This is a genomic window from Streptomyces sp. B6B3 (assembly GCF_039871525.1).
Lineage (GTDB): Bacteria > Actinomycetota > Actinomycetes > Streptomycetales > Streptomycetaceae > Streptomyces.
The window spans coordinates 1-23,895 of sequence record NZ_JBDPLU010000044.1 but is presented as its reverse complement, the minus strand read 5'-3'; the positions used below and the strand labels follow the sequence as shown (position 1 = coordinate 23,895).

Below are 23,895 nucleotides of genomic sequence, written 5' to 3'. Positions count from 1 at the left end.
GCCTCCCAGCGCCGATGGTACTGCATGGGGGACCGTGTGGGAGAGTAGGTCACCGCCGGACTATTTTTGATGATGGGTGTGGTCCCACCAGGTAACTCTGGTGGGACCACACCCATTTCTGCGTTCTGTCGGAGCGGGCGGCAGGGCCAGGGCAACGGCCTCTCACCACCAGACGGTCTTTACCGCCATTCGGCTACCGCTATTCGGCCGCTACTCCGGAATCCGCAGGGTCAGGATCGCCATGTCGTCCGAGGGGGCGTCGGCCGCGAAACGCTCCACGGCCCTCGACACCCGGGCGGCGACCGCGCCCGCGGTCATGCCCGTGCACGAACTCAACACGACCGCCAGGCCGTCGTCGCCGAGCATCCGGGTGCCCTCACGCCGCTCCGTCACCCCGTCGGTGACGCACAGCAGCACGTCCCCGGGGCTCAGCGTCGTCGTCTGCTCGTACAGCTCCAGGTCGTCCATCACACCGAGCAGCGGCTGCGGGTTCGCCGCCGGCGCCACCTGGCCGTCGGGCGTCAACCGCAGCGGCAGCGGATGGCCCGCGCAGACCATCTTCAGCAGCGCGCCGCCCTCCGGCTGCGGCCACAACTCGCCGTACAGCAGCGTGAGGAAACGGGACCGCGGGCCCTGCTCCAGAATCGCCGCGTTGAGCCGCTCCAGCACCGCCGGGCCGCCCAGGCCCTCCCGGGCCAGCAGCCGCAGCGCGTTCCGCGCCAGTCCGGTGACCGCCGCGGCCAACGGGCCCGTGCCACACACGTCTCCGATGGCGAAGCCGTAGGCGCCCTCGCGGATCGGGAAGACGTCGTAGAAGTCGCCGCCCACCTCGTTGCCCTCGCCGGCGGCCCGGTAGACGACCTCCACCTCCACGCCGTCGATGTCCGGCAGTTCGGGCGGCAGCAGGCTTCGTTGCAGCGACTGGCTGATCGCGGTGCGCTCGCTGTAGAGCCGCGCGTTGTCCAGGGCCAGCGCCGCACGCCGGGAGAGGTCCTCGGCCAACTCCAGGATGTCCTGACGGAACCGTTCGTCCGTGGGCTTGCCCAGGGCCAGCAGGCCGATCACCCGGTTGCGGGCCAGCAGCGGCAGCACCACCGTCTCGCCGCCGACGGCGGTCGCCGTGGAGTGGCTGGTCTCCGGTGGCTTCGGCGGCAGCTTCCCCAGGGCCAGGCTGCGCAGCGAGGTGCGGAGCGTCGTGTTGTGCGCCGCGTCCGCCGGCGCGGTCCACTGACGCACGCCTTGTCCCGCCCCAGGTTCCGGCGGGTCCACCTGGTCCAGCAGCGACTTGATGCCGTCGATGCGCTCCTCGTCCTCGTGCAGCACATAGGAGAGCACCGGCTCCGAGCCGGCCTCCGGCAGCGTGTAGACGGCGCACCAGGTGGCCAGCGTCGGCACGATCATCTGCGCCATCAGGGCGAGCGTCTGGTCCCGGTCCAGCGTGCCGGCCAGCAGCTCCGACGCCTCGACCAGGAAGGCCAGCGAGCCACGGCGCAGCCGCTCCAGCTCCGTCAGCCGCGCCGACTCGACCGCCAGCGCGATCCGGTCGGCCGCGAACTGGAGCCGCAGCGCCTCCTCGTTCCCGTACCGGCCCGGCATCTCGGAGGCCACGCCGATCGAGCCGGTCAGCCGGCCCTCCACCTTCAGCGGCACACTCACCACGGCGTGCATTCCGGTGCCGGACAGCAGCGGAACCGCGCCCGGCGAGGTCGCCAGGTCCTCGTGCACCGCCGGCATCCTGGCCGAGCCGTACCGCCCGCTGCCGGTTTCCACCGGCACCCGGGCGAAGCGCTGTCTCGCCGAGGGCAGGCCCGTGGTGGCCCGCACCTCGAGCTCCGTCTCGTCGTCGGTGGCGAGCAGCAGGAACGCCGCGTCGCCGTCGAGCATGTCACGCGCCCGCTCGACCGTGCGCTGGAGCAGGCCGTCCAGGTCGTCGGGCGGCGGCGAGCCGATCAGCCCGTCCAACGGGTCACCGGCCGAGCGGTCCAGCGAGTCCCCGTGCACCGGCACCCGGGTCGGACCCTGCAGGATCGCGCGCTCCTGGTCCCGGACGATCAGGCATACCGTCGACGGCTCGCCGTGCGCGTCCCTGACCCGCAGGTGACATGCGTAGACCGGCATCGTGCGGCCCTCGGAGTCGCGGAGCCCGTAGCTGCCCTCCCAGCGCGACAGGGACAGCGCCTCGGCGATGCCCGTGCCCGTGCCCGGCGTCTGCGGCCAGGCGGCGAGGTCGGCCAGCGGCTTGCCGACGATCTGCTCCTCCGGGTAGCCGAAGAGCTCCGTCGCGTCGCTGTTCCACGCGGTGACGGTGTCGGCGCGGTCGATCTGCACCACCGCGACCCGGACCCGGGTGTCGCTGACCGGCAGCGACTCGTCGGGCAGCACCGGACCCGCGGAGCGGGTGCCCACCGGAAGGTCCTGCTCGTCCAGCCGGAACCACACGCACTTGTCGGTGGTGGTGTAGTCCACGCCCCAGCGGGTGGCCAGCGCGGCGCACAGCATCAGGCCGCGGCCGCCCTCGCTGTTCAGGTCCAGCTGGCCGCGGGAGACCTCGGCGAGCGGGAGGTGGCGCTCCGGATGCCGGTCGATGACCTCGATCCGGACGCCGCGGGCGTCCCGCAGGCAGCGGACCTCGGCCGCCGTGCCGGCGTGGACCACCGCGTTGGTGACCAGCTCGCTGGTGAGCACCACGGCGTCCTCGATCAGGTCGGCCAGGCCCCAGCCCTGCAGAGTGTCCCGGACGAAACCACGCGCGGTCGCGACGGAGCGCCCAACCGGTTCGAAGGTGGCCGCGGCCCGCGCGGTGATCACGTCACTCCCCCAAAGGTGTGTCTCGTCGCTACCCGGATGTCACGTGGACAGCCCGAAGCCAGGTTACTGACCTCTCGTGCTCGCGCGGACGGTGCATCCAGGGATTTCCCCCTGACCGGGAAAACAGCAGTATGGGATGCTGCCGAACTGTTATCGCCCGGTCCGGTGGGAGTGAAACACTGGAAGCGCTCGGCGTGTGCGCGCGGGCGGGATGATCGATCCAGCGGGAGGGACACAGTGGTGTCTGACGGAGCGGTGACGCGCGCCGGCGCGCGTGGGCGTACGGGACGGTCCCGGGGCACCGGCACCGTCGAGGTGGACGCCGCGTCGCTGAGTCGCCTGCTGGCGGCGCTGGAGTCCATGCGGGACGGGAATCTCCGGAAGCGGCTGGCCGTCACCGGCGACGGGCCGATGGCCCAGATCGCCGCCGTGTACAACCAGGTGGCCGAGCGCAACCTCCACGTCACCGGGGAGCTGGCCCGGGTGCGGCGGGTCGTCGGCCGGGAGGGCAAGCTCACCGAGCGGATGGAGACCGGCGCCTGCGAGGGCGCCTGGGCCAAGGCCGTGGACGACGCGAACGATCTGGTCGAGGACCTGGTCAGGCCCGTCTCCGAGGTGGGCCGGGTGCTGGGCGCGATCGCCGACGGCGACCTGGAACAGCGGATGGACCTGCGGGCCCACGCGAACAACGGCGCGAGCCGGCCGTTGCGCGGCGAGTTCCTGAAGGTCGGCCGGACGGTGAACGGGCTGGTCGACCAGCTCACCGAGTTCACCGACGAGGTGACCCGGCTGTCCACCGAGGTCGGCACCGAGGGTCGCCTCGGCACCCAGGCGCAGGTGCGCGGGATGTCGGGTGCCTGGAAGGGCCTGACCGACTCGGTCAACACGATGGCGGCCCGGCTCGCGGCGCAGTTCCGCGACATCTCCACGGTGACCAAGGCGGTCGCCGCGGGCGACCTCTCGCAGAAGGTCACGGTCCACGTCTCCGGCGAGATGGAGGACCTCAAGAACACCGTCAACAAGATGGTCGACCAGCTGTCCTCCTTCCAGGAGGAGGTCACCCGCGTGGCCCGGGAGGTCGGCACCGACGGCGTGCTCGGCGGGCAGGCCGAGGTGGCGGACGTGGCCGGCGTCTGGAAGGACCTGACCGACTCGGTCAACACGATGGCCGGCAACCTGACCAAGCAGGTGCGGGAGATCTCGCAGGTCACGACGGCGGTCGCGAACGGCGACCTGTCCCAGACGATCACGGTCTCCGCCAGCGGCGAGGTCGCCCAGCTCGCCGAGACCATCAACGACATGACGGGCACGCTGCGCTCGTTCGCCGACGAGGTGATCAGGACCGCCAGCGAGATCGGCACGGAGGGCCGGCTGGGCGGCCAGGCCCGGGTGCCGGGCGTGGCCGGGGTGTGGAAGGAGCTCACCGACTCGGTGAACACCGCCTTCCGCAACCTCACCCGCCAGGTGCGGGACATCTCCCAGGTGACGACCGCGGTGGCCAACGGGGACCTGTCCCAGAAGGTCACCGTCGACGTCTCGGGTGAGATGGAGGACCTGAAGATCACCGTCAACAAGATGGTGGACCAGCTGTCGTCCTTCCAGTACGAGGTCACCCGGGTGGCGCGGGAGATCGGCGACGAGGGCGTGCTGGGCGGCCAGGCGTCCATCCTGGGCGTGGGCGGCGCCTGGAAGGACCTGACCGACTCCGTGAACACGGCGTTCCGCAACCTCACGGGCCAGGTGCGGGACATCTCGAACGTCACCAAGGCCGTGGCCGCGGGCGACCTCTCGCAGAAGGTCACGGTGGACGTCGCCGGCGAGATGCTGGAGCTGAAGAACGTCGTCAACCGGATGGTGGACCAGCTGTCGTCGTTCCAGGCGGAGGTCACCCGGGTCGCCACCGAGGTGGGCATCGAGGGGCGGCTGGGCGGCCAGGCCAAGGTCGACGACATCAGCGGCACCTGGAAGCAGCTGACCGACTCGGTGAACGGCATGGCCTCCAACCTCACCGACCAGGTCCGCAACATCGCCCAGGTGACCACCGCGGTGGCGGACGGCGACCTGTCGCAGAAGATCACCGTGGACGCCCGCGGCGAGATCCTCGAGGTCAAGAACACGGTCAACCGGATGGTCGACCAGCTGTCGTCGTTCCAGGCCGAGGTCACCCGCGTGGCCCGCGAGGTGGGCACCGAGGGGCGGCTGGGCGGCCAGGCCCAGGTGTCCGGCGTCGCCGGCGTGTGGCGCGACCTGACCGACTCGGTGAACGACATGGCGTCGAACCTCACCGACCAGGTGCGGAACATCTCCCAGGTGGCCACCGCCGTGGCCCGCGGCGATCTGTCGCAGAAGATCACGGTGGACGCGCGCGGCGAGATCCTGGAGGTCAAGAACACCGTCAACACCATGGTGGACCAACTCTCCTCGTTCGCCGAGCAGGTCACCCAGGTGGCACAGCAGGTGGGTACCGAGGGCCGGCTCGGCGGGCAGGCGGAGGTGAAGGGTGTCTCGGGCACCTGGAAGGACCTCACCAGCTCGGTGAACGACATGGCCAACAACCTCACCTCGCAGGTGCGGAACATCGCCGAGGTCACCAAGGCGGTCGCCGACGGTGACCTGTCCAAGAAGATCACCGTGGACGCGCGGGGCGAGATCCTCGGCCTGGTCACCACCGTGAACACGATGGTGGACCAGCTGTCGTCGTTCGCCGACCAGGTGACGCGGGTGGCCCGCGAGGTGGGCACGGAGGGCCGGCTCGGCGGCCAGGCCGAGGTCAAGGGCGTCTCCGGCACCTGGAAGAACCTGACGGACAACGTCAACCTGATGGCCGGCAACCTGACCGAGCAGGTCCGCAACATCTCGGAGGTCGCCACGGCGGTGGCCAACGGCGATCTGACCAAGCAGGTCACGGTCAAGGCCAGGGGCGAGGTCGCCCAGCTCGCCGACACGGTCAACCGGATGGTCACCACGCTGTCGTCGTTCGCCGACCAGGTGACCAGGGTGGCCCGCGAGGTGGGCACCGAGGGCCGGCTGGGCGGCCAGGCCAAGGTGCCGGGCGTGTCCGGCACCTGGAAGGACCTCACCGAGTCCGTGAACTCGATGGCGTCGAACCTCACGGGGCAGGTCCGCAACATCACGATGGTCACCAAGGCGATCGCGAACGGCGACCTGACCAAGAAGATCGACATCGACGCCTGGGGCGAGATGCTCGACCTGAAGAACACCCTCAACACCATGGTCGACCAGCTGTCGTCGTTCGCCGAGCAGGTCACCAAGGTCGCCCGCGAGGTGGGCACCGAGGGACTACTGGGCGGCCAGGCACTGGTGCCCGGGGTCGCCGGCACCTGGAAGGACCTGACCGACTCGGTGAACGAGATGGCGGGCAACCTCACCCGCCAGGTGCGGGAGATCGCCCGGGTCGCCAACGCGGTGACCCGAGGCGACCACGGCGCCAACCTCGACGCGGACGCCGCCGGCGAGATCCTCAGCCTGCAGGAAACCATCAACACGATGATCAGCAACCTGCGGGAGACCACCAAGACCAACGTCGAGCAGGACTGGCTGAAGGGCAACCTGGCCCGGATCTCGGCGCTGATGCAGGGCCGCCGCGAGCTGAAGGACGTGGCGACGCTGATCACCAGCGAGCTGGCGCCCGCGGTCGGCGCCCAACTCGGCGCGTTCTTCCTGGCGGTGCCCACCGACGGCGACTCCGAGGTGGTCGCCGGGCCCGGCGAGAACGGCTCGTACCTGCTGCGCATGATCGGCTCCTACGGCTCGCCCAAGGGCACCAGCACGCTGACGTTCCAGCCGGGCGAGTCGCTGGTCGGCACCGCCGCCGAGGAGCGCCGGACGATCCTCTTCGGGCCGACGACCGAGAACTACCTGAAGATCTCCTCGGCGCTCGGCGAGACCCCGGCCGCGCACGGCATCGTGCTGCCGGTGCTGTTCGAGGACCGGATGCTGGGGGTGCTGGAGTTCGGGTCCTTCCAGCCCTTCACGCAGATCGAGCGCGACTTCCTCAACCAGATGGCCGAGATGATCGCCACGAGCGTCAACACGATCAGCGTCAACACCCGCACGGAAATGCTGCTGAAGCAGTTCCAGGAGCTGACCGAGGAGCTCAGGGACCGCTCGAACCAGCTGGAGGCGCAGCAGCGCGCGCTCCGCGAGTCGAACGAGGAACTGCAGGAGAAGGCCCAGCTGCTGGCCTCCACCAACCGCGACATCGAGCTGAAGAACACCGAGATCGAGGAGGCCAGGCGCGGCCTGCAGGAGCGCGCCGAACAGCTCGCGGTCTCCATGCGGTACAAGTCGGAGTTCCTGGCGAACATGTCGCACGAGCTGCGCACGCCGCTCAACTCGCTGCTGATCCTGGCCAAGTTGCTGGCCGACAACGCCGAGGGCAACCTCTCGCCGAAGCAGGTGGAGTTCGCCGAGACCATCCACGGCGCCGGATCCGACCTGTTGCAGCTCATCAACGACATCCTCGACCTGTCGAAGGTCGAGGCCGGCAAGATGGACGTGACCCCCAGCCGCATCGCGCTGGTGCAGCTCGTGGACTACGTCGAGGCGTCGTTCCGTCCGCTCACCGCGGAGAAGAACCTGGAGTTCTCGGTGCGGGTCTCCCCTGAGCTGCCGGCCACCCTGCACACCGACGAGCAGCGCCTGGTCCAGGTGCTGCGCAACCTGCTCTCGAACGCCGCCAAGTTCACGGACTCCGGCTCCGTCGAGCTGGTGATCAGGCCGGCGGGACCCGAGGTGCCGCAGGAGATCCGCGAGCAGATGCTGGAGAACGGCTCGGTGCGGGACGCCGAGGCGCCGCTGATCGCTTTCGCCGTCTCCGACACCGGCATCGGGATCGCGGCGAGCAAGATGCGGGTGATCTTCGAGGCGTTCAAACAGGCCGACGGCACCACCAGCCGGAAGTACGGCGGCACCGGTCTCGGTCTGTCGATCAGTCGGGAGATCGCCCGGCTGCTCGGCGGCGAGATCCACGCCGCCAGCGAGCCGGGCCGCGGCTCCACCTTCACCCTCTACCTGCCGCTGCAGCCCACCGAGCTCCCGCCGCCCGGCTACGGCCGGCTCGCCGCCGGCACCCTGGGCGTCGTCGAGGAGGCGGTCGTCGAGCGGGACGAGCTGGCCGACGGCGGCCGGGAGGCGGCCGGGACGGTCGCGGGGACCGGCGGGGTGGCCGAGCCGGCCGCGGCGCTGCCGCCCGTCGGGCGGGCGTCGCTGGCGCGGTCGGACCTGGAGAGCCGCAAGGCCGCCGTGGCGGCCGAGCGGGCCGCGGAGTCGTTGACCCGGCGGCACCGGGAGCGCTCCCTGGACAGCGGCCAGAGCCGGCAGGAGCCGCCGCGTCCGGAGGCGGAGCGGCGCGACGCCGCCCAGGCCGCCACGGGCGAGGCGAAGCGACGCCGGAAGTTCCGCGACTTCCGGGGCCGGAAGGTGCTGATCGTCGACGACGACGTCCGCAACGTCTTCGCGCTCACCAGCGTCCTGGAGCAGCACGGACTGAAGGTGCTCTACGCCGAGAACGGGCGCGAGGGCATCGAGGTGCTGGAGTCCAACGAGGACATCGTGCTGGTCCTGATGGACATCATGATGCCGGAGATGGACGGCTACGCCACGACGGCCGCGATCCGGCGGATGCCGCAGTTCGCGGAGATGCCGATCATCGCGCTGACCGCCAAGGCCATGAAGGGGGACCGCGAGAAGAGCATCGAGTCCGGGGCCTCCGACCACGTGACCAAGCCGGTCGACACGGACCAGCTCCTGCACGTCATGAGCCAGTGGCTGGACGGAAGGTGACATGGGCCACGGCGTCCCGGACGGGGAACACCGCGGGCGCCGTGGGCGTTTGTCGCAGTGCGTACAGGCCGGCTCGCCGCGCCTGACCCAGCGTGGTAAGGTGACGCAGCGCAATGCGTTGATCACCGGAATTCGGGCGTGTTGTCCGCCAAACGGACCACCGGATGAGTTCCTGGTGCAGCGGGCATCTGCCGGAACACTTGCGGTGCTTGGATGAGGGACCGGGCACTGAGGACGGCCACCGTTCGTTGTGAGGGTGGTTGTCCCGGTTGGCTGGCACGGGGGCAGGCGGGGATGCCACCATGTCCAGCACAGGACCGGACGGCATGAGGTGGCCGTCCACGATGGCGGCGCGGAGGCGTGCCGCAGGGGCGAGGAGGACAGGCCATGGTGCAGAAGGCCAAGATCCTCCTGGTCGATGACCGGCCCGAGAATCTGCTGGCGCTTGAGGCGATTCTCTCGGCGCTCGATCAGACGCTGGTTCGGGCATCGTCAGGGGAAGAGGCGCTCAAGGCGCTGCTCACGGAGGACTTCGCGGTCATCCTGCTGGACGTCCAGATGCCTGGCATGGACGGCTTCGAGACGGCGGCACACATCAAGCGGCGTGAGCGCACCCGCGACATTCCCATCATCTTCCTGACGGCGATCAACCACGGCCCGCACCACACCTTCCGGGGATACGCGGCCGGTGCCGTGGACTACATCTCCAAGCCCTTCGACCCCTGGGTGCTGCGGGCCAAGGTCTCGGTCTTCGTCGACCTGCACAAGAAGAACGTGCAGCTGCGCGAGCAGGCCGCGCTGCTCCGCCGCGAGCTGGAGGGCGGCCAGGGCTCGGTCGAGGCCGAGGAGCGCACCGGCGGTCTGCTCCCCGAGCTGTCCGCGCGGCTGGCCGCCGTGGAGGAGCAGGCGGAGGCGCTGTCGAAGGAGTTGGCCGGCTCCGGCGGCGGCCCCGCGGTGTCCACCGCGGCCCATCTGGAGCGGAAGATCGCCGGCCTGCGCCGCGCGTTGGACGCCCTGCAGCCGGGTGCCGAGGAGGAGCCGGAGTCGGTCGACTCGCACCAGGGCTGAGCCTTCGCGGTTCCGCCCCGGGCGGCCGCGTCACCGTCAGGTCCCGGATGCCTCGCGGTTCGTGCCTGGGCGCGACGACCCCGGTACTCTCACCCCCATGGCCTCACGTACGTCCGGCAAGGGTTCCGCCAGCGCACGCGCCGGGCGCAGCGGCGGGGGCGCCAGGAAGCCGCCCGCCAAGAAGGCCCCGGCCAAGCCGAGTGCGGCCAGGAAGACGGCGGCCAAGAAGCCTCCGCCCAAGCAGCCGTCCTCCGCGCCCCGGATGGTGTTCCGCGTGCTGCGCGCCCTGTGGATGGGCATCGCCCGGCCCGTGGGCGCCCTGCTGCGCGGAATAGGGCGGGGCGCCAAGGGACTTGATCCCGCGCACCGCAAGGACGGCGTCGCGCTGCTGCTCATCGGCCTGACCCTGGTCACCGCGGCCGGCACCTGGTCGGACCTGCGGGGGCCGGTCGGCGACCTGGTCACCGAGGTGATCACCGGCGCGCTCGGACGCCTCGACCTGGTGTTCCCGCTGATTCTCGGCTTCATCGCGATCCGGCTCGTCCGGCATCCGGAGCAGCAGGAGGCCAACGGCCGTATCGTCATCGGCCTTTCGGCCCTGCTGGTCGGCGTGCTCGGCCTGGTGCACGTCTTCACCGGCGCGCCGGGCCGCGAGGACGGCGCCCAGGCCATCCGCGACACCGGGGGGCAGATCGGCTGGGCCGCCTCCCGCCCGCTCATCGTCGCCGTCGGCGAGCCGCTCGCGGTCGCCCTGCTGTCGCTGCTGACCCTCTTCGGGCTGCTGGTGGTCACCGCCACGCCGGTCAACGCCGTGCCCCGGCGGCTGCGCCAGGCCGCCGCCCGGATCGGCCTGATGCCCGCGGCCCGGCCGGCCGAGGAGTTCGAGCCGGAGCCGGGCCCCGAGGCGGACTGGCGGCCCAGCCGTCGCCCCGACAGGGCCGAGCCCGCCGACCCGTTGGAGGCCGAGGAGGAGGCCCTGGAGCGCCGCCGGGCGCCGCGCCGCCGCGCGTCCCGGGGCGGTGCCGGGGCGGCGTCGTCGCCCCGGCGCTCCGGTGCCGATCCGGTGGACGTGGCCAGCGAGGCCGCCGCGGCGCTGGACGGCGCGGTGCGGCACGGAGTGCAGCCCTCGCCGCTGGTGGCCGACCTCAGCAGCCGGGTCGCCACGGGCCGGTCCGGCAGGGGGAAGAGCGCCGAGCGGGCGGCCGAATCGCGCGGCGAGGGCGTGGCGGCGGCCGGGACCGAGTCGCGCGGCGGCGTGCCCGACCTGACCAAGAGCGAGCCCGAACCGTCGGCCCCGCTGCCGCCGCGGGCCGAGCAGCTCCAGCTCTCCGGCGACATCACCTACGGGCTGCCCGGCCTGGACCTGCTGCGCCGCGGCGGTCCCGGGCGCACCAGGAGCGCCGCCAACGACGCCGTCGTCGACGCGCTCACCACCGTCTTCACGGAGTTCAAGGTTGACGCCCGGGTCACCGGCTTCACCCGCGGCCCGACCGTGACCCGTTACGAGGTCGAACTCGGCCCGGCCGTCAAGGTCGAGAAGATCACCGCCCTGACGAAGAACATCGCGTACGCGGTGGCCAGCCCCGACGTCCGCATCATCAGCCCCATCCCCGGCAAGTCCGCGGTCGGCATCGAGATCCCCAACAGCGACCGCGAGATGGTCAACCTGGGCGACGTGCTGCGCACCGCCGACTCCATGGGCGAGGACCACCCGCTGCTGGTCGGCCTCGGCAAGGACGTCGAGGGCGGGTACGTCATGGCGAACCTGGCCAGCATGCCGCACATGCTGGTCGCCGGCGCCACCGGCTCCGGCAAGTCGTCCTGCGTCAACTGCCTCATCACGTCGGTGATGATGCGCGCCACCCCCGAGGACGTCCGGCTGGTGCTCGTCGATCCCAAGCGGGTCGAGCTCACCGCGTACGAGGGCATCCCGCACCTGATCACGCCCATCATCACCAACCCGAAGCGGGCCGCCGAGGCCCTCCAGTGGGTGGTGCGCGAGATGGACCTGCGCTACGACGACCTGGCGGCCTACGGGTACCGGCACATCGACGACTTCAACCGCGCGGTGCGCGCGGGCAAGGTCACCGTGCCCGAGGGCAGCGAACGCGAGCTGGTGCCCTACCCGTACCTGCTGGTCATCGTCGACGAGCTGGCCGATCTGATGATGGTGGCGCCGCGGGACGTCGAGGACGCGATCGTCCGGATCACCCAGCTGGCCAGGGCCGCCGGCATCCACCTGGTGTTGGCCACCCAGCGCCCGAGCGTCGACGTGGTCACCGGCCTGATCAAGGCCAACGTGCCCTCCCGGCTCGCGTTCGCCACGTCCTCGCTCGCCGACAGCCGGGTCATCCTGGACCAGCAGGGCGCGGAGAAGCTGATCGGCAAGGGCGACGGGCTGTTCCTGCCGATGGGGGCGAACAAGCCGACCCGGATGCAGGGCGCCTTCGTCACCGAGGAGGAGGTGGCCGCCATCGTCGCGCACTGCAAGGAGCAGATGGCGCCCGTCTTCCGCGAGGACGTGACCGTCGGCAGTGCCAGGAAGAGGGAGATCGACGAGGAGATCGGCGACGACCTCGACCTGCTCTGTCAGGCGGCCGAGCTCGTGGTCTCCACCCAGTTCGGCTCCACCTCCATGCTCCAGCGCAAGCTGCGGGTCGGCTTCGCCAAGGCGGGCCGGCTGATGGACCTCATGGAGTCGCGCGGGGTGGTGGGTCCGAGCGAGGGCTCCAAGGCCCGTGACGTGCTGGTCAAGCCCGAGGAACTCGACGGAGTGCTCGCTCTCATCCGGGGTACTCACCCATAAGGCCGACCCCCCGTCGTCCCATTTCCGGCGGCCGGGCACGGGCGGGACATTGTCCCCGTCCCCGCGCTCGTCGCCAGCGGGACGGCGTGAGGTACCGCCATCGGGAGTCGACCGGAAAGTACGGCCATCCTGTTGGCGGACAAAGTCCGCCGGCCCGGTTGCCCGCTTCTTTCCCGACGCCCCTAGACTTGACCAAGGCAGCACGTGGCTCACGCTCGAAAGGCGCACCCGTGTCCAATGGCAACTCCTCCGCCAAGGACCGGCCTTCCGTCGGTCGAACCCTCCAGCAGGCGCGCATCGACGCCAAAATGACCGTGGACGAGGTCAGTTCGTCCACCCGCGTGCGCATTCCCATCGTTCATGCGATCGAGCAGGACGACTTCTCCCGCTGTGGTGGCGAGGTGTACGCCCGCGGACACGTCCGCACCCTCGCCCGGGCCGTCGGGCTCGACCCGGCCGAGGTCATCGAGCTGTACAACGAGCAGCACGGCGTCGCGCCCGCGCCCGTGCCGGCCGCACCGGTGTTCGAGGCGGAGCGGATCCGGCCCGAGCCGCGCCGCCCCAACTGGACCGCGGCCATGGTGGCCGCCATCGTCGCCGTGATCGGTTTCGTCGGCTTCACCTTCTTCAGCGGCGACGAGGACGACGCCAGTGCCCGGGCCGAGGGCAACCCCAGCCCCAGCGCGACCCAGCAGCAGCAGGAGGGCGGCGGCCAGCAGGGGACCGAGCAGCCCGACCGCCCCGACCCCTCCGAGAGCGCCGTGGCCGCGGTGCCGGCCGACAAGGTCACCGTCAGGGCGACCATCCAGGGCGGCGAGAGCTGGCTCTCCGTCCACGACAGCAGCGGCCAGTTGATCTACGAGGGCGTGTTGCAGGACGGCCAGTCGGAGACCTTCACCGACGACGAGCAGCTGGACCTGGTGCTGGGCAACGCCGGCGCCGTGCAGCTCCACGTCAACGGCAAGGAGATCGAGGACGTCGGCGAGATGGGGCAGGTGCAGCGCCTGAGTTACACCCCGGGTGACCCCGAGGAAGGCTGATTCCCGGCTGATTCCCGGCTGCCGCGACTCGGCCGGGGGCGGCGCCCGGCCGCGGACGAAGTAGGCTGAGATCATGTCCGAACGCCGCACCGTCGCCCTGGTCACGCTTGGTTGCGCCCGCAATGAGGTGGATTCGGAGGAGCTGGCGGGACGGCTCGCCGCGGACGGCTGGGACCTGGTGGACGACGCGGCTGACGCCGAGGTCGCCGTGGTCAACACCTGCGGCTTCGTCGAGGCCGCCAAGAAGGACTCCGTGGACGCCCTGCTGGAGGCCAACGAGCTGAAGTCCGCCGCCGGCGACGGCGGGGGCCGCACCAGGGCCGTGGTCGCGGTCGGCTGCATGGCCGAGCGGTACGGCAAGGAGCTGGCCGAGGCGCTGCCCGAGGCGGACGCGGTGCTGGGCTTCGACGACTACGCGGACATCTCCACCCGGCTGCGCACGATACTGGGCGGCGGCGCCCACACCCCGCACGTGCCGCGCGACCGGCGCTCGCTGCTGCCTCTCACGCCCGTGCAGCGCCAGGACGCCCCCGTCGCGGTGCCCGGGCACGGCGCCCCCGCCGACCTGCCGCTGGGCGTCGCGCCCGCCTCGGGCCCGCGGGCGCCCCTGCGGCGGCGGCTCGGCGGCGGCCCGGTGGCCTCCGTCAAGATCGCGTCCGGCTGTGACCGGAGATGCAGCTTCTGCGCCATCCCGTCGTTCCGCGGCTCCTTCCTCTCCCGGCGCCCCACCGACGTGCTGTCCGAGGCGCGCTGGCTGGCCGACCAGGGGGTGCGGGAGATCATGCTGGTCTCGGAGAACAACACCTCCTACGGCAAGGACCTCGGCGACATCCGGCTGCTGGAGACGTTGCTGCCCGAGCTCGCCGCGGTGGACGGGCTGGAGCGGATCCGGGTCAGCTACCTCCAGCCGGCCGAGATGCGTCCGGGACTGATCGACGTGCTCACCGGCACCGAGAAGGTCGCCCCCTACTTCGACCTGTCGTTCCAGCACTCGGCTCCCGGCGTGCTGCGCGCCATGCGCCGCTTCGGCGACACCGACCGGTTCCTGGCGCTGCTCTCCGAGATCCGCGACCGGGCACCGAGTGCCGGCGTCCGGTCGAACTTCATCGTCGGTTTCCCGGGCGAGAGCGAGGCCGACCTGGCGGAGTTGGAGCGCTTCCTCACCGCGGCCGGGCTCGACGCGATCGGCGTCTTCGGCTACTCGGACGAGGACGGTACCGAGGCCGCCGGACTGCCGGGTCAGCACGCCCCCGAGCTGGTCGCGGAGCGGCTCGCCCGGGTCACCGCGCTGGCCGAGGAGCTGATGGCGCAGCGCGCCGAGGAGCGCGTGGGGGAGCGGGCCCTGGTGCTGGTCGAGGCGCTGGAGCCGGCCGACGACCCCGAGGTGCTCGCCGTGGGGCGGGGCGCGCACCAGGCGCCGGAGACCGACGGCCAGATCCTGGTCCTGGGCGACCCCGCCACCGGACCGCGGCCCGCTCTCGGCGATCTGCTCGACGTGGAGGTCACCGCCACCCGGGGAGTGGACCTCCTGGCGGTGCCCCGCTCAGCGCCGGACGGCGCCGGGGCGGGGAGATGACGGACATGCCAGCCGCGGCTCCGGGGGACGGACGCCGGGCCGGGCCGCAGCCTGCCGCCGCCGAGCCTCATCTGTGGAACATCGCCAACATCCTGACCATGGTGCGCATGCTCCTGGTGCCGGGGCTGGTGCTGCTGATGTTCGCCGACGGCGGCCACGACCCCGGATGGCGGTCGCTGGCCTGGGCGGCGTTCTCCATCGCCATGATCACCGACCTGCTGGACGGCGAGCTCGCGCGGCGCAGGAACCTGGTCACGGACTTCGGCAAGATCGCCGACCCGATCGCGGACAAGGCGATCATGGGCGCGGCGCTGGTGTGCCTCTCGATCCTGTCCGACCTGCCGTGGTGGGTGACCGTGACGATCCTCACCAGGGAGATCGGCATCACGCTGCTCCGCTTCTGGGTGATCCGGCACGGGGTGATTCCGGCCAGCCGGGGCGGCAAGGCGAAGACCCTGGCCCAGGGGATCGGGGTCGGCATGTACATCCTGGCGCTGACCGGCTTCCTGGCGACGCTGCGCTGGTGGGTGATGGCGCTCGCCGTCGTGCTCACCGTGGGCACCGGCCTCGACTACGTCCGGCGGGCCGTCCTGCTGCGCCGGGCCGGACTGGCGCGGAGCCGGGCGGCGGCCACGGAACGGTCCGATGAGCGCTGAGCCGCGCCACCGCCCCGTGGACGCCGCCGTCGGGCCAGGCGGCGGGGCCGCCGGGGCGGAGCCCGCATCCGGGCAGGAGCTGGCCGCCGAGGTGCTGCGGCTGCTCGACGACGCCGGGCAGAGCGTCGCCGTGGCCGAGTCGCTGACCGGCGGTCTGGTCGCCGCCGCGCTCTCCGCGACCCCGGGCGCCTCGCGGACCTTCCGCGGCTCCGTCACCGCCTACGCTACGGACCTGAAGCGGGACGTGCTCGGCGTGGACGGCGGGCTGCTCACGGAGCGCGGCGCCGTGGACGAGGAGGTCGCCCGGCAGCTGGCCGCGGGGGTCAGGGAGCGGCTCGGCGCGGACTGGGGGGCGGCCACCACCGGGGTCGCCGGGCCCGAACCGCAGGACGGTCAGCCGGTGGGCACCGTGTACGTGGCGGTTTCGACCCCCGGAACGCGGGGAGTCGTCGCTCAGCGGCTTTCTCTCTCCGGGGACCGGGCCGCCGTGCGGGCCGGCAGCGTGCTCGCGGTGCTCGACCTGCTGCGCGGGGAGCTGACTCTGGCTACTCCGGAAGCGGGGCAGGATACGGAACAGAACGGAGAGGATGGATGTTTGCAGCCCTGAGTGAACAAGACATCGCTCCCCGGCCGGTTGGAGTCCGAGGCGGTACGGTGGGGCATGAAGCAAGCGAGGCCAACGGTCCGAGGAGGGAGCCACCGATGATCCTGCTCCGTCGCCTGCTGGGTGACGTGCTGCGTCGGCAGCGCCAGCGTCAGGGCCGTACTCTGCGTGAAGTGTCATCCTCCGCCCGGGTCTCACTTGGCTACCTCTCCGAGGTGGAGCGGGGACAGAAGGAAGCTTCCTCCGAGCTGCTCTCCGCGATCTGCGACGCGCTGGACCTGCGGATGTCGGAGCTGCTGCGCGAGGTGAGCGACGAGCTGGCGCTCGCCGAGCTGGCCCAGTCCGCCGCCGCCAGCGACCCCGTGCCCGCGCTGGGGGTCCCGGCCGGGCGTGGCCTGGCCGAGCGCACCATGCTCAACCCGGTCCGGGTGACCTCCGTCACCCACCGCCCCGACGACCACGTCACCATCAAGAGCCCGAGCGAGGCCGTCGACGTGGTGGCCGCCTGAGCCGCCCCGGCGTCCGCTCGACTCCCTCTCCGCCCCCGTCCCGGCCCCTCAGGGCCCGGGCACGCCCCGGCACACGGCGTCGCACCCCCATGGAGCCCGCCACGCCGCGAGCGCCGGAGAACGCCACACAACGCCGCGCGGCACCGCCGGCCGGCGGCTAGGGCCGCAGGCGCAGCCCGCGCGGCGTCGCGTGGAAGCCCGCCGACTCCAGCACTCCCGCCCAGAAGGGGTCGGCCAGCGCCGGTGACCCGTTGACCCGCTCCACCGTCAGGGTGCCCACCGCGCCCTGCCGCACCGCCTGGGCGAGCGCCTCGGCGGCACGGGTCAGGGCTCCCTCCGCCGCCGTCTGGTCGCCCTCCGGCGGCCAGGCCAGCAGCGTGCGTCCGCCCCGCTCCAGGTACAGCGTGAGCGCGCCGCCGACCAGCACCACCAGGGCGCCGGCCTTCCGCCCCGGCTTGTGTCCCGCGGTCTGCGGTCCGCCGGCGGGCGGCTCGGGCCACGGCAGGGCGGCGCCGTAGGCGTTGGCCGGGTCGGCCGCGGCCAGCACCACGGCCTGGTGCGTGGCCTCCTCGGCCGAGCGCTCCGCCGCGCCGCTGATCGCCCGCAGCCGGTCCACCGCGCCGTCCATGGCGAACTGGGCCGCGCCCAGCCCTTCCACCACGTACCCACGGCGGGCCTGCCCGCTGTCCTCGAAGGCGGACAGCACCCGGTAGGTCGCCGCGAACCCGCCCTCGACGCCCTCCGCGGCGACCGCGCCGCGGGTGACCACGCCGTGCCGGTCCAGCAGCGTGCGGGCGAGCGCGTGCGCCCGCAGCGTCGGGTCGGTCTCCCGCTCGGGGAGCAGCGACCAACGCCCGGCCACCGTGGGCGGCCCGGCCCCGGCTCGGGAGGCCGGCGCACGGCCCGGCGCGAGACCCGGCGTCGCACCCCAGCGGCCACGCGGCGCCGTGCGCCGGGCCCGGTGCGCCACGGCGCCGGCGGTGCGCCCCGAGCCGAGCAGGGTGCGCAGCGGCCCCAGGGTGTCGTTGGTCAGCCGACCGGACCAGACCAGCTCCCACACCACCGCGGCCAGCCCGGTCTCCGGTATCTCGTGCCCGGCGGCCCTCACCTGCTCCGCGATCTGCCGGAAGAACAGGCCGTACCCGCCGGAGAGCGCGTCCAGCACGGTCTGGTGCACCGGCGAGAGCTCCAGCGGCCGGGGCGGCGGCAGCAGCAGCGGCGCGGCATCGGCCGTGTACAGCGAGACCCAACCGTCCGTGCCGGGCAGCGCGCCGGCGCCCGCCCAGACCACCTCGCCCGCCGCCGTCAGCTCGTCGAGCAGCGGCGCCGCGTATCCGGAGACCCGGGAGGGCAGCACCAGCCGCTCCAGCGCCGAGGCCGGCACGGGGGCGCCCTGGAGCTGCTCGACGATCCGGGCCAGGCCGTCGATGCCGCGCGGCCCGCCGCGCGGCGGCAGGCTGCCGGCGTGCTGCCAGCGAGGCAGGAACGCGGCCAGCGCCGTCGGCGGCACCGGCTCCAGCTCGTGCCGCAACGCCGCCAGCGAGCGCCGCCGCAGCCGCCTGAGCACCGTCGGGTCGCACCATTCGTGGCCCACCCCACCGGGGGTGAACTCGCCCTGCACCAGCCGTCCGTCGGCGGCCAGCCGGTGCAACACCCCGTCGGCGACCGCGGTGCCCAGGCCGAACCGCGCCGCGGCGGCCTCCGACGTGAACGGCCCGTGGGTGCGGGCGTACCTGGCCAGCAGATCGCCGAGCGGATCGCGCACCGGCTCGGTGAACGCCTCGGGCACCCCGACCGGAAGCGCGGCGCCGAGCGCGTCGCGCAGCCGTCCCGCGTCCTCGATGGCCGCCCAGTGCTCGCGACCCGCGATCCGGACGGGCACCGCGCGCCGGGCCGCCGCCAACTCCTCGGCCCAGCCCGGCTCGGCCCCGCGCACCGCCAAGTCCTCGGACGTCAGCGGCCCGAGGACCCGCAGCAGGTCGGCGACGCCCTCCGCGTCGCGCACCCGGCGGTCCTCGGTGAGCCAGCCGAGCTCGAGCTCCAGATCCGCGAGCACCTCGGGATCGAGCAGCTCGCGCAGCTCCGCCCGGCCCAGCAGCTCGGCCAGCAGCCGGGAGTCCAGCGACAGGGCCGCCGCCCGGCGCTCGGCCAGCGGCGAGTCGCCCTCGTAGAGGTACTGGGCGACGTAGCCGAAGAGCAGGGAACGAGCGAACGGCGACGGCTCCCTGGTGGTCACCTCGACCAGCCGCACCCGGCGAGCCTCGATGTCGCCCATCAGCTCCACCAGGCCCGGCACGTCGAAGACGTCCTGCAGGCACTCCCTGACCGCCTCCAGGACGATCGGGAACGAGCCGAACTCGCTGGCCACGGAGAGCAGCTGGGCGGCCCGCTGCCGCTGCTGCCACAGCGGCGTGCGCCGGCCGGGGCTGCGCCGGGGCAACAGCAGCGCGCGGGCGGCGCACTCCCGGAACCGCGACGCGAACAGCGCGGAGCCGCCGACCTGGTCGGTGACGAGCTGCTCGACCTCGCCCTGGTCGATCAGCACCTCGGCCGCGCCCACCGGCGGCGGGCTCTCGTCGAACACCCCGTCCAGCGGTCGGCTCCTGGCCACCGCGGCACCGCCGTCACCGCCGGCGGGACCGCCGGCGTCGCCGCCGGAGGACTCGGCGTCCCACGCCGCCCACTCCTCGGCGAACACGTCCGCGTCGGGCAGCCGCAGCACGATCCCGTCGTCGGCGTGCAGCACCTGGGCGTCGAGTCCGAACCGCTCGGTCAGCCGGGCGCCGAGCGCCAGCGCCCACGGCGCGTGCACCTGGGCCCCGAACGGCGAGTGGATCACCACGCGCCAGTCGCCGAGCTCGTCCCGGAAACGCTCGACCACGATGGTCCGGTCGTCCGGGACGTGACCGCACGCCTCGCGCTGCTCGTCCAGGTACGCCTGGACGTTGTCCACGGCCCAGGCGTCCAGGCCCGCCGCGGTCAGCCGCTCCCTCGCCGCCTCGGGGGCCAGCCGGCTGGTCTCCCGCAGGAACGCGCCGAGCGCCCGCCCCAGCTCCAGCGGGCGGCCCAGCTGGTCCCCCTTCCAGAACGGCAGCCGGCCCGGCACCCCGGGGGCGGGCGAGACCACCACCCGGTCCCTGGTGATGTCCTCGATCCGCCAGGAGGTGGTGCCCAGGGTGAAGACGTCGCCGACCCGCGACTCGTACACCATCTCCTCGTCCAGCTCGCCGACCCGGCCGCCGCCCTTCTTCGGGTCGGCCCCGGCCAGGAAGACGCCGAACAGGCCCCGGTCGGGGATGGTGCCGCCGGAGGTCACCGCCAGCCGCTGGGCGCCGGGACGGCCCCGCACGGTGTGCCCCACCCGGTCCCACACCAGGCGCGGGCGCAGCTCGGCGAAGGCGTCCGACGGATACCGGCCGGCCAGCATGTCCAGCACCGCGTGGTACGCGGACTCGGGCAGCGCGGCGAACGGCGCGGCCCGACGGACCAGCGTCAGCAGCTCGTCCACGTCCCAGGAGTCCAGCGCGGTCATCGCGACCAGCTGCTGGGCGAGCACGTCCAGCGGGTTCGCCGGCACCCGGAGCGACTCGATGGCGCCGGTCCGCATCCGCTCCGTGACCACCGCCGACTGCACCAGGTCACCTCGGTACTTCGGGAAGACCACACCCGCCGAGACCGCCCCCACCTGGTGCCCGGCGCGCCCCACCCGCTGCAGCCCGGACGCCACCGAGGGCGGCGACTCCACCTGGATGACCAGGTCGACCGCGCCCATGTCGATGCCCAGCTCCAGGCTGGAGGTGGCCACCACGGCGGGCAGCCGGCCGGCCTTCAGGTCCTCCTCGATCAGCGCCCGCTGCTCCTTGGCGACCGAGCCGTGGTGCGCCCTGGCCAGCACCGGTGGCGCTCCCTTGCCGGAGCCCGAGCCACCCATCAGCTCGGCCGCCGAGTGGTCCTCGGGCAGCGGCTCGCCGGCGGCCCGCTCGTGGGCGATCTCGTTCATCCGGTTGCACAGACGTTCGGCGAGGCGGCGGGAGTTGGCGAAGACGATGGTCGAGCGGTGGGCCTGGACGAGGTCGACGATGCGGTTCTCCACGGAGGGCCAGATCGACGGGCGGTCGTCGGCCGCCTCGGTGGCCTCCGTCACCGGGGAGCCCGCGAGCTCCGCCATGTCCGGCACCGGCACCACCACCGAGAGCCGGAACTCCTTGCCCGACGGCGGCTGGACGATCTTCGCCTTGCGCTGCGGCGACAGGAACCTGGCCACCTCGTCCACCGGCCGCACGGTCGCCGACAGCCCGATCCGCCGCGCGGGGCGGTCGAGCAGCTCGTCGAGACGCTCCAGCGAGAGCGCCAGATGGGCGCCCCGCTTGGTGCCGGCCACCGCGTGCACCTCGTCGAGGATGACCGTCTCCACACCGGCCAGCGCGTCCCTGGCCGCCGAGGTCAGCATCAGGAAGAGCGACTCGGGGGTGGTGATCAGGATGTCCGGCGGCCGGGTGCTGAGCGAGCGGCGCTCGGCGGCGGGCGTGTCCCCGCTGCGGATGCCGACCCTGACCTCCGGCTCCGGCAGCCCGAGCCGCACCGACTCCTGCCGGATGCCGGTCAGCGGACTGCGCAGGTTCCGCTGGACGTCGACCGCGAGCGCCTTGAGCGGCGAGATGTACAGCACCCGGCAGCGGCGGAGCGGCTCTGCGGGCGGCGGGGTGGCGGCCAGCTGGTCGAGGGAGGCGAGGAACGCGGCGAGCGTCTTGCCGGAGCCGGTGGGCGCCACCACCAGCACGTCCGACTCCTCCGCGATGGCCCGCCACGCGCCGCGCTGGGCGGGCGTCGGCTCGGCGAACGCCCCCGTGAACCACGCGCGGGTGGCGGGAGAGAACGCGTCGAGAGCCTCGTCGGGAGCCATACGCCCATCGTGCACCCCGGCACTGACAACGTCCCCTCCGGCACCGCGCCACCGCGCACAATGCCGTCATGGCACGGCGACGAGCGACACCGACCGCGGGGGCACGCCCCGCCGCCCCCGCCGCGGGCGAGCGGGCGCGGCACTGGCGCTATGACGAGCTTCCCGGGGTGGACCTGCTGCGCGCCCGGTACGTCAGCCGGACCTTCATCCGGCACACCCACGAGACGTTCGTGATCGCGGCGATCACCGAGGGCGTCGAGGCGTTCCACCACCGGGGCACGGTGGAGCGCGCCGGCGTCGGCGGCCTGGCGCTGATCAATCCGGACACCCCGCACACCGGCCAGGCCGGGGTGCCCGAGGGCTGGACCTACGGCGCGGTCTACCCGGCGCCAGAGGTGGTCGACGCCATCGCCGCCGAGACGCTGGCGCTGCGCGGCGCCGCCGGGTTCCGCGCGCCGGTGCTCGACGACCCGCCGGCGGTGCGGCTGGTGGCGCAGGTGCTGCGCGCGGCCGACGAGGGCGACGCGCTGGCCGCGGACAGTCTGCTGCGGATGGTCATAGCGCGGCTGCTCCTGCGCGCCGGTGGCCCACTACCCCGGCGTGAGATACGCACCGCCGGAGCGGACATCGCCGAGCGCGCCCGCGCCGAACTGGAGGAGCGCATGGCCCGGCCGCCCACCCTGGAGCGGCTCGCGACGGGGTTCGGGGTCAGCCCGTTCGCCCTGCTGCGGGCCTTCCGGCAGCGCTACGGGATGCCGCCGCACGCCTGGCTGACCGACGCCCGGGTGCATCGGGCCAGAGCGCTGCTCGACGCCGGCGTGCCGCCGGCCGAGGCGGCCGTGCGGGTCGGCTTCACCGACCAACCCCACCTCCACCGCCACTTCACCCGGACGGTGGGCGTGACGCCCGGCGCGTACCAGCGCGAGCGCGCAAGAACGTACAAGACCGAGCCGACGTGATCCGCTTAGCGTGTCGGAGTGATGGAAAACAAGCCACAAACGCGCGCGGAGCCGGTGCCTCCACGCGCGGGGGAACATCCGCCCGCCGCGGCGCCTCCCGACGGGCCCGGCGCCGCCGACGGCGCCGCGGACAACGGCACCGCGCGGACGGTCAGGGACGCGCTGGGCGTCGGCGTCGCGGTCGGCCTGTCCGGCTTCGCGTTCGGCGTGACCGCGGCCTCCGGCGGGCTGTCCGTGCCCCAGACCTGCGTGCTCAGCCTGTTCGTCTTCACCGGCGCCTCCCAGTTCGCGCTCGTCGGCTCCCTGGTGTCCGGCGGCAACCCGGTCACCGCCGCGGCCGGCGCGATCTTCCTCGGCGGCCGGAACTGCTTCTACGGCCTGCGGCTGTCCACCCTGCTCCGGCTGCCGCGGTGGCTCAGGCCACTGGCCGCCCACTGGGTGATCGACGAGACCGCGGTCGTCGCGCTCGCCCAGCCCGACCGGCGGCTGGCCCGCATCGGCTTCGCGGTCACCGGCCTCACCCTCTTCGTCTGCTGGAACGCCACCACCCTGCTCGGCGCGCTGGGCGCCGGGGCGCTGGGCGATCCGAGGGCGTGGGGCCTGGACGCGGCCGGGCCCGCCGTCTTCCTCGCCCTGCTCGCGCCCATGCTGCGCGCCCCGGCGGAACGGGCCACCGCCGCCGTCGCCGTCGGGCTCGCCGTGGTTTGCCTGCCGCTGCTGCCGGCCGGCGCGCCGGTGCTGGCCGCCGCGCTCGCGGCGCCCCTGGTACTGCTGGTCGGAAGCCGCCTGCCGGTCCGCGACGGCGACACCAGCCGGCATGCCGAGGAGCGCCCGTCATGACCGTCTGGTTGGCCATCGGCCTCACCGCGGGCGGCTGCTATCTGGTCAAGCTGCTCGGCCTCTCCGTCCCGGCGGCCGCCCTGGAGCGTCCGCTCGTCCGGCGGCTGGCGGTGCTGTTGCCGGTCGCGCTGCTCGCCGCCCTCACCGCCCTGCAGACCCTGGACGACGACGGCGCGCTCACCCTGGACGCGCGCGCCGCCGGGCTCGGTGCGGCGGCGCTCGCGCTGCTGCTCCGCGTCCCCTTCCTGCTGGTGGTGGCCGCCGCGGTGGCGGTCACGGCGGCCGTCCGGGCGGTCGGCGGCGGAGCGGACACCGGGCCGC

Annotated in this window: 13 protein-coding genes; 11 read left to right on the top strand and 2 right to left on the bottom strand. The window is 73.1% G+C overall.

What is annotated here, in order from left to right:
- Positions 1-210: 210 nt before the first annotated feature.
- Positions 211-2,808 (bottom strand): SpoIIE family protein phosphatase, encoded by a 2,598-nt coding sequence (locus ABGB06_RS38840; RefSeq protein ID WP_347600269.1) that lies wholly within the window; start codon positions 2,806-2,808, stop codon positions 211-213.
- A gap of 360 nt (positions 2,809-3,168) precedes the next feature.
- On the opposite strand from ABGB06_RS38840, the gene ABGB06_RS38835 reads away from it, so the two are divergent.
- The 8 genes from ABGB06_RS38835 to ABGB06_RS38800 all read left to right on the top strand — a co-directional run bounded on the left by ABGB06_RS38835 (position 3,169) and on the right by ABGB06_RS38800 (position 16,872).
- Positions 3,169-8,613, top strand: a complete 5,445-nt coding sequence (locus ABGB06_RS38835; protein ID WP_347600274.1) for a HAMP domain-containing protein — start codon at positions 3,169-3,171, stop codon at positions 8,611-8,613.
- A gap of 387 nt (positions 8,614-9,000) precedes the next feature.
- Complete coding sequence (locus tag ABGB06_RS38830; RefSeq protein ID WP_347600266.1) at positions 9,001-9,681, top strand: response regulator; 681 nt, start codon at positions 9,001-9,003, stop codon at positions 9,679-9,681.
- A gap of 97 nt (positions 9,682-9,778) precedes the next feature.
- Complete coding sequence (locus ABGB06_RS38825; RefSeq protein ID WP_347600263.1) at positions 9,779-12,487, top strand: DNA translocase FtsK; 2,709 nt, start codon at positions 9,779-9,781, stop codon at positions 12,485-12,487.
- A gap of 230 nt (positions 12,488-12,717) precedes the next feature.
- Complete coding sequence (locus tag ABGB06_RS38820; protein ID WP_347600260.1) at positions 12,718-13,527, top strand: helix-turn-helix domain-containing protein; 810 nt, start codon at positions 12,718-12,720, stop codon at positions 13,525-13,527.
- A 73-nt stretch (positions 13,528-13,600) separates the two neighbouring features.
- On the top strand, positions 13,601-15,103 hold the full coding sequence (rimO, locus tag ABGB06_RS38815; protein ID WP_347600257.1) for a 30S ribosomal protein S12 methylthiotransferase RimO: 1,503 nt from the start codon (positions 13,601-13,603) through the stop codon (positions 15,101-15,103).
- Entirely contained in the window at positions 15,100-15,759 is a 660-nt protein-coding gene (gene pgsA / locus ABGB06_RS38810; protein ID WP_347600255.1) for a CDP-diacylglycerol--glycerol-3-phosphate 3-phosphatidyltransferase, read from the top strand. The genes rimO and pgsA overlap by 4 nt, the downstream gene beginning before the upstream one ends.
- Positions 15,749-16,366, top strand: a complete 618-nt coding sequence (locus ABGB06_RS38805) for a CinA family protein (RefSeq protein ID WP_347600252.1) — start codon at positions 15,749-15,751, stop codon at positions 16,364-16,366. Before pgsA ends, ABGB06_RS38805 begins: the two co-directional genes overlap by 11 nt.
- Positions 16,367-16,461: 95 nt before the next feature.
- On the top strand, positions 16,462-16,872 hold the full coding sequence (locus tag ABGB06_RS38800; RefSeq protein ID WP_347600249.1) for a helix-turn-helix transcriptional regulator: 411 nt from the start codon (positions 16,462-16,464) through the stop codon (positions 16,870-16,872).
- A gap of 157 nt (positions 16,873-17,029) precedes the next feature.
- Here the strand turns inward: ABGB06_RS38800 and ABGB06_RS38795 are convergent, their stop codons facing one another.
- Complete coding sequence (locus ABGB06_RS38795) at positions 17,030-21,775, bottom strand: DEAD/DEAH box helicase (protein ID WP_347600247.1); 4,746 nt, start codon at positions 21,773-21,775, stop codon at positions 17,030-17,032.
- Positions 21,776-21,843: 68 nt separating this feature from the next.
- Here ABGB06_RS38795 and ABGB06_RS38790 point away from each other — a divergent pair, with 68 nt between their 5' ends.
- From ABGB06_RS38790 to ABGB06_RS38780, 3 genes are all read left to right on the top strand, one after another.
- A complete protein-coding gene (locus ABGB06_RS38790) occupies positions 21,844-22,734 on the top strand; it encodes an AraC family transcriptional regulator (RefSeq protein WP_347600244.1) in 891 nt (296 codons plus the stop codon).
- Positions 22,735-22,755: 21 nt separating this feature from the next.
- A complete protein-coding gene (locus ABGB06_RS38785) occupies positions 22,756-23,574 on the top strand; it encodes an AzlC family ABC transporter permease (RefSeq protein ID WP_347600272.1) in 819 nt (272 codons plus the stop codon).
- A partial coding sequence (locus ABGB06_RS38780; RefSeq protein WP_347600241.1) for an AzlD domain-containing protein occupies positions 23,571-23,895 on the top strand: 325 nt, incomplete at its 3' end. The genes ABGB06_RS38785 and ABGB06_RS38780, both read left to right, overlap by 4 nt.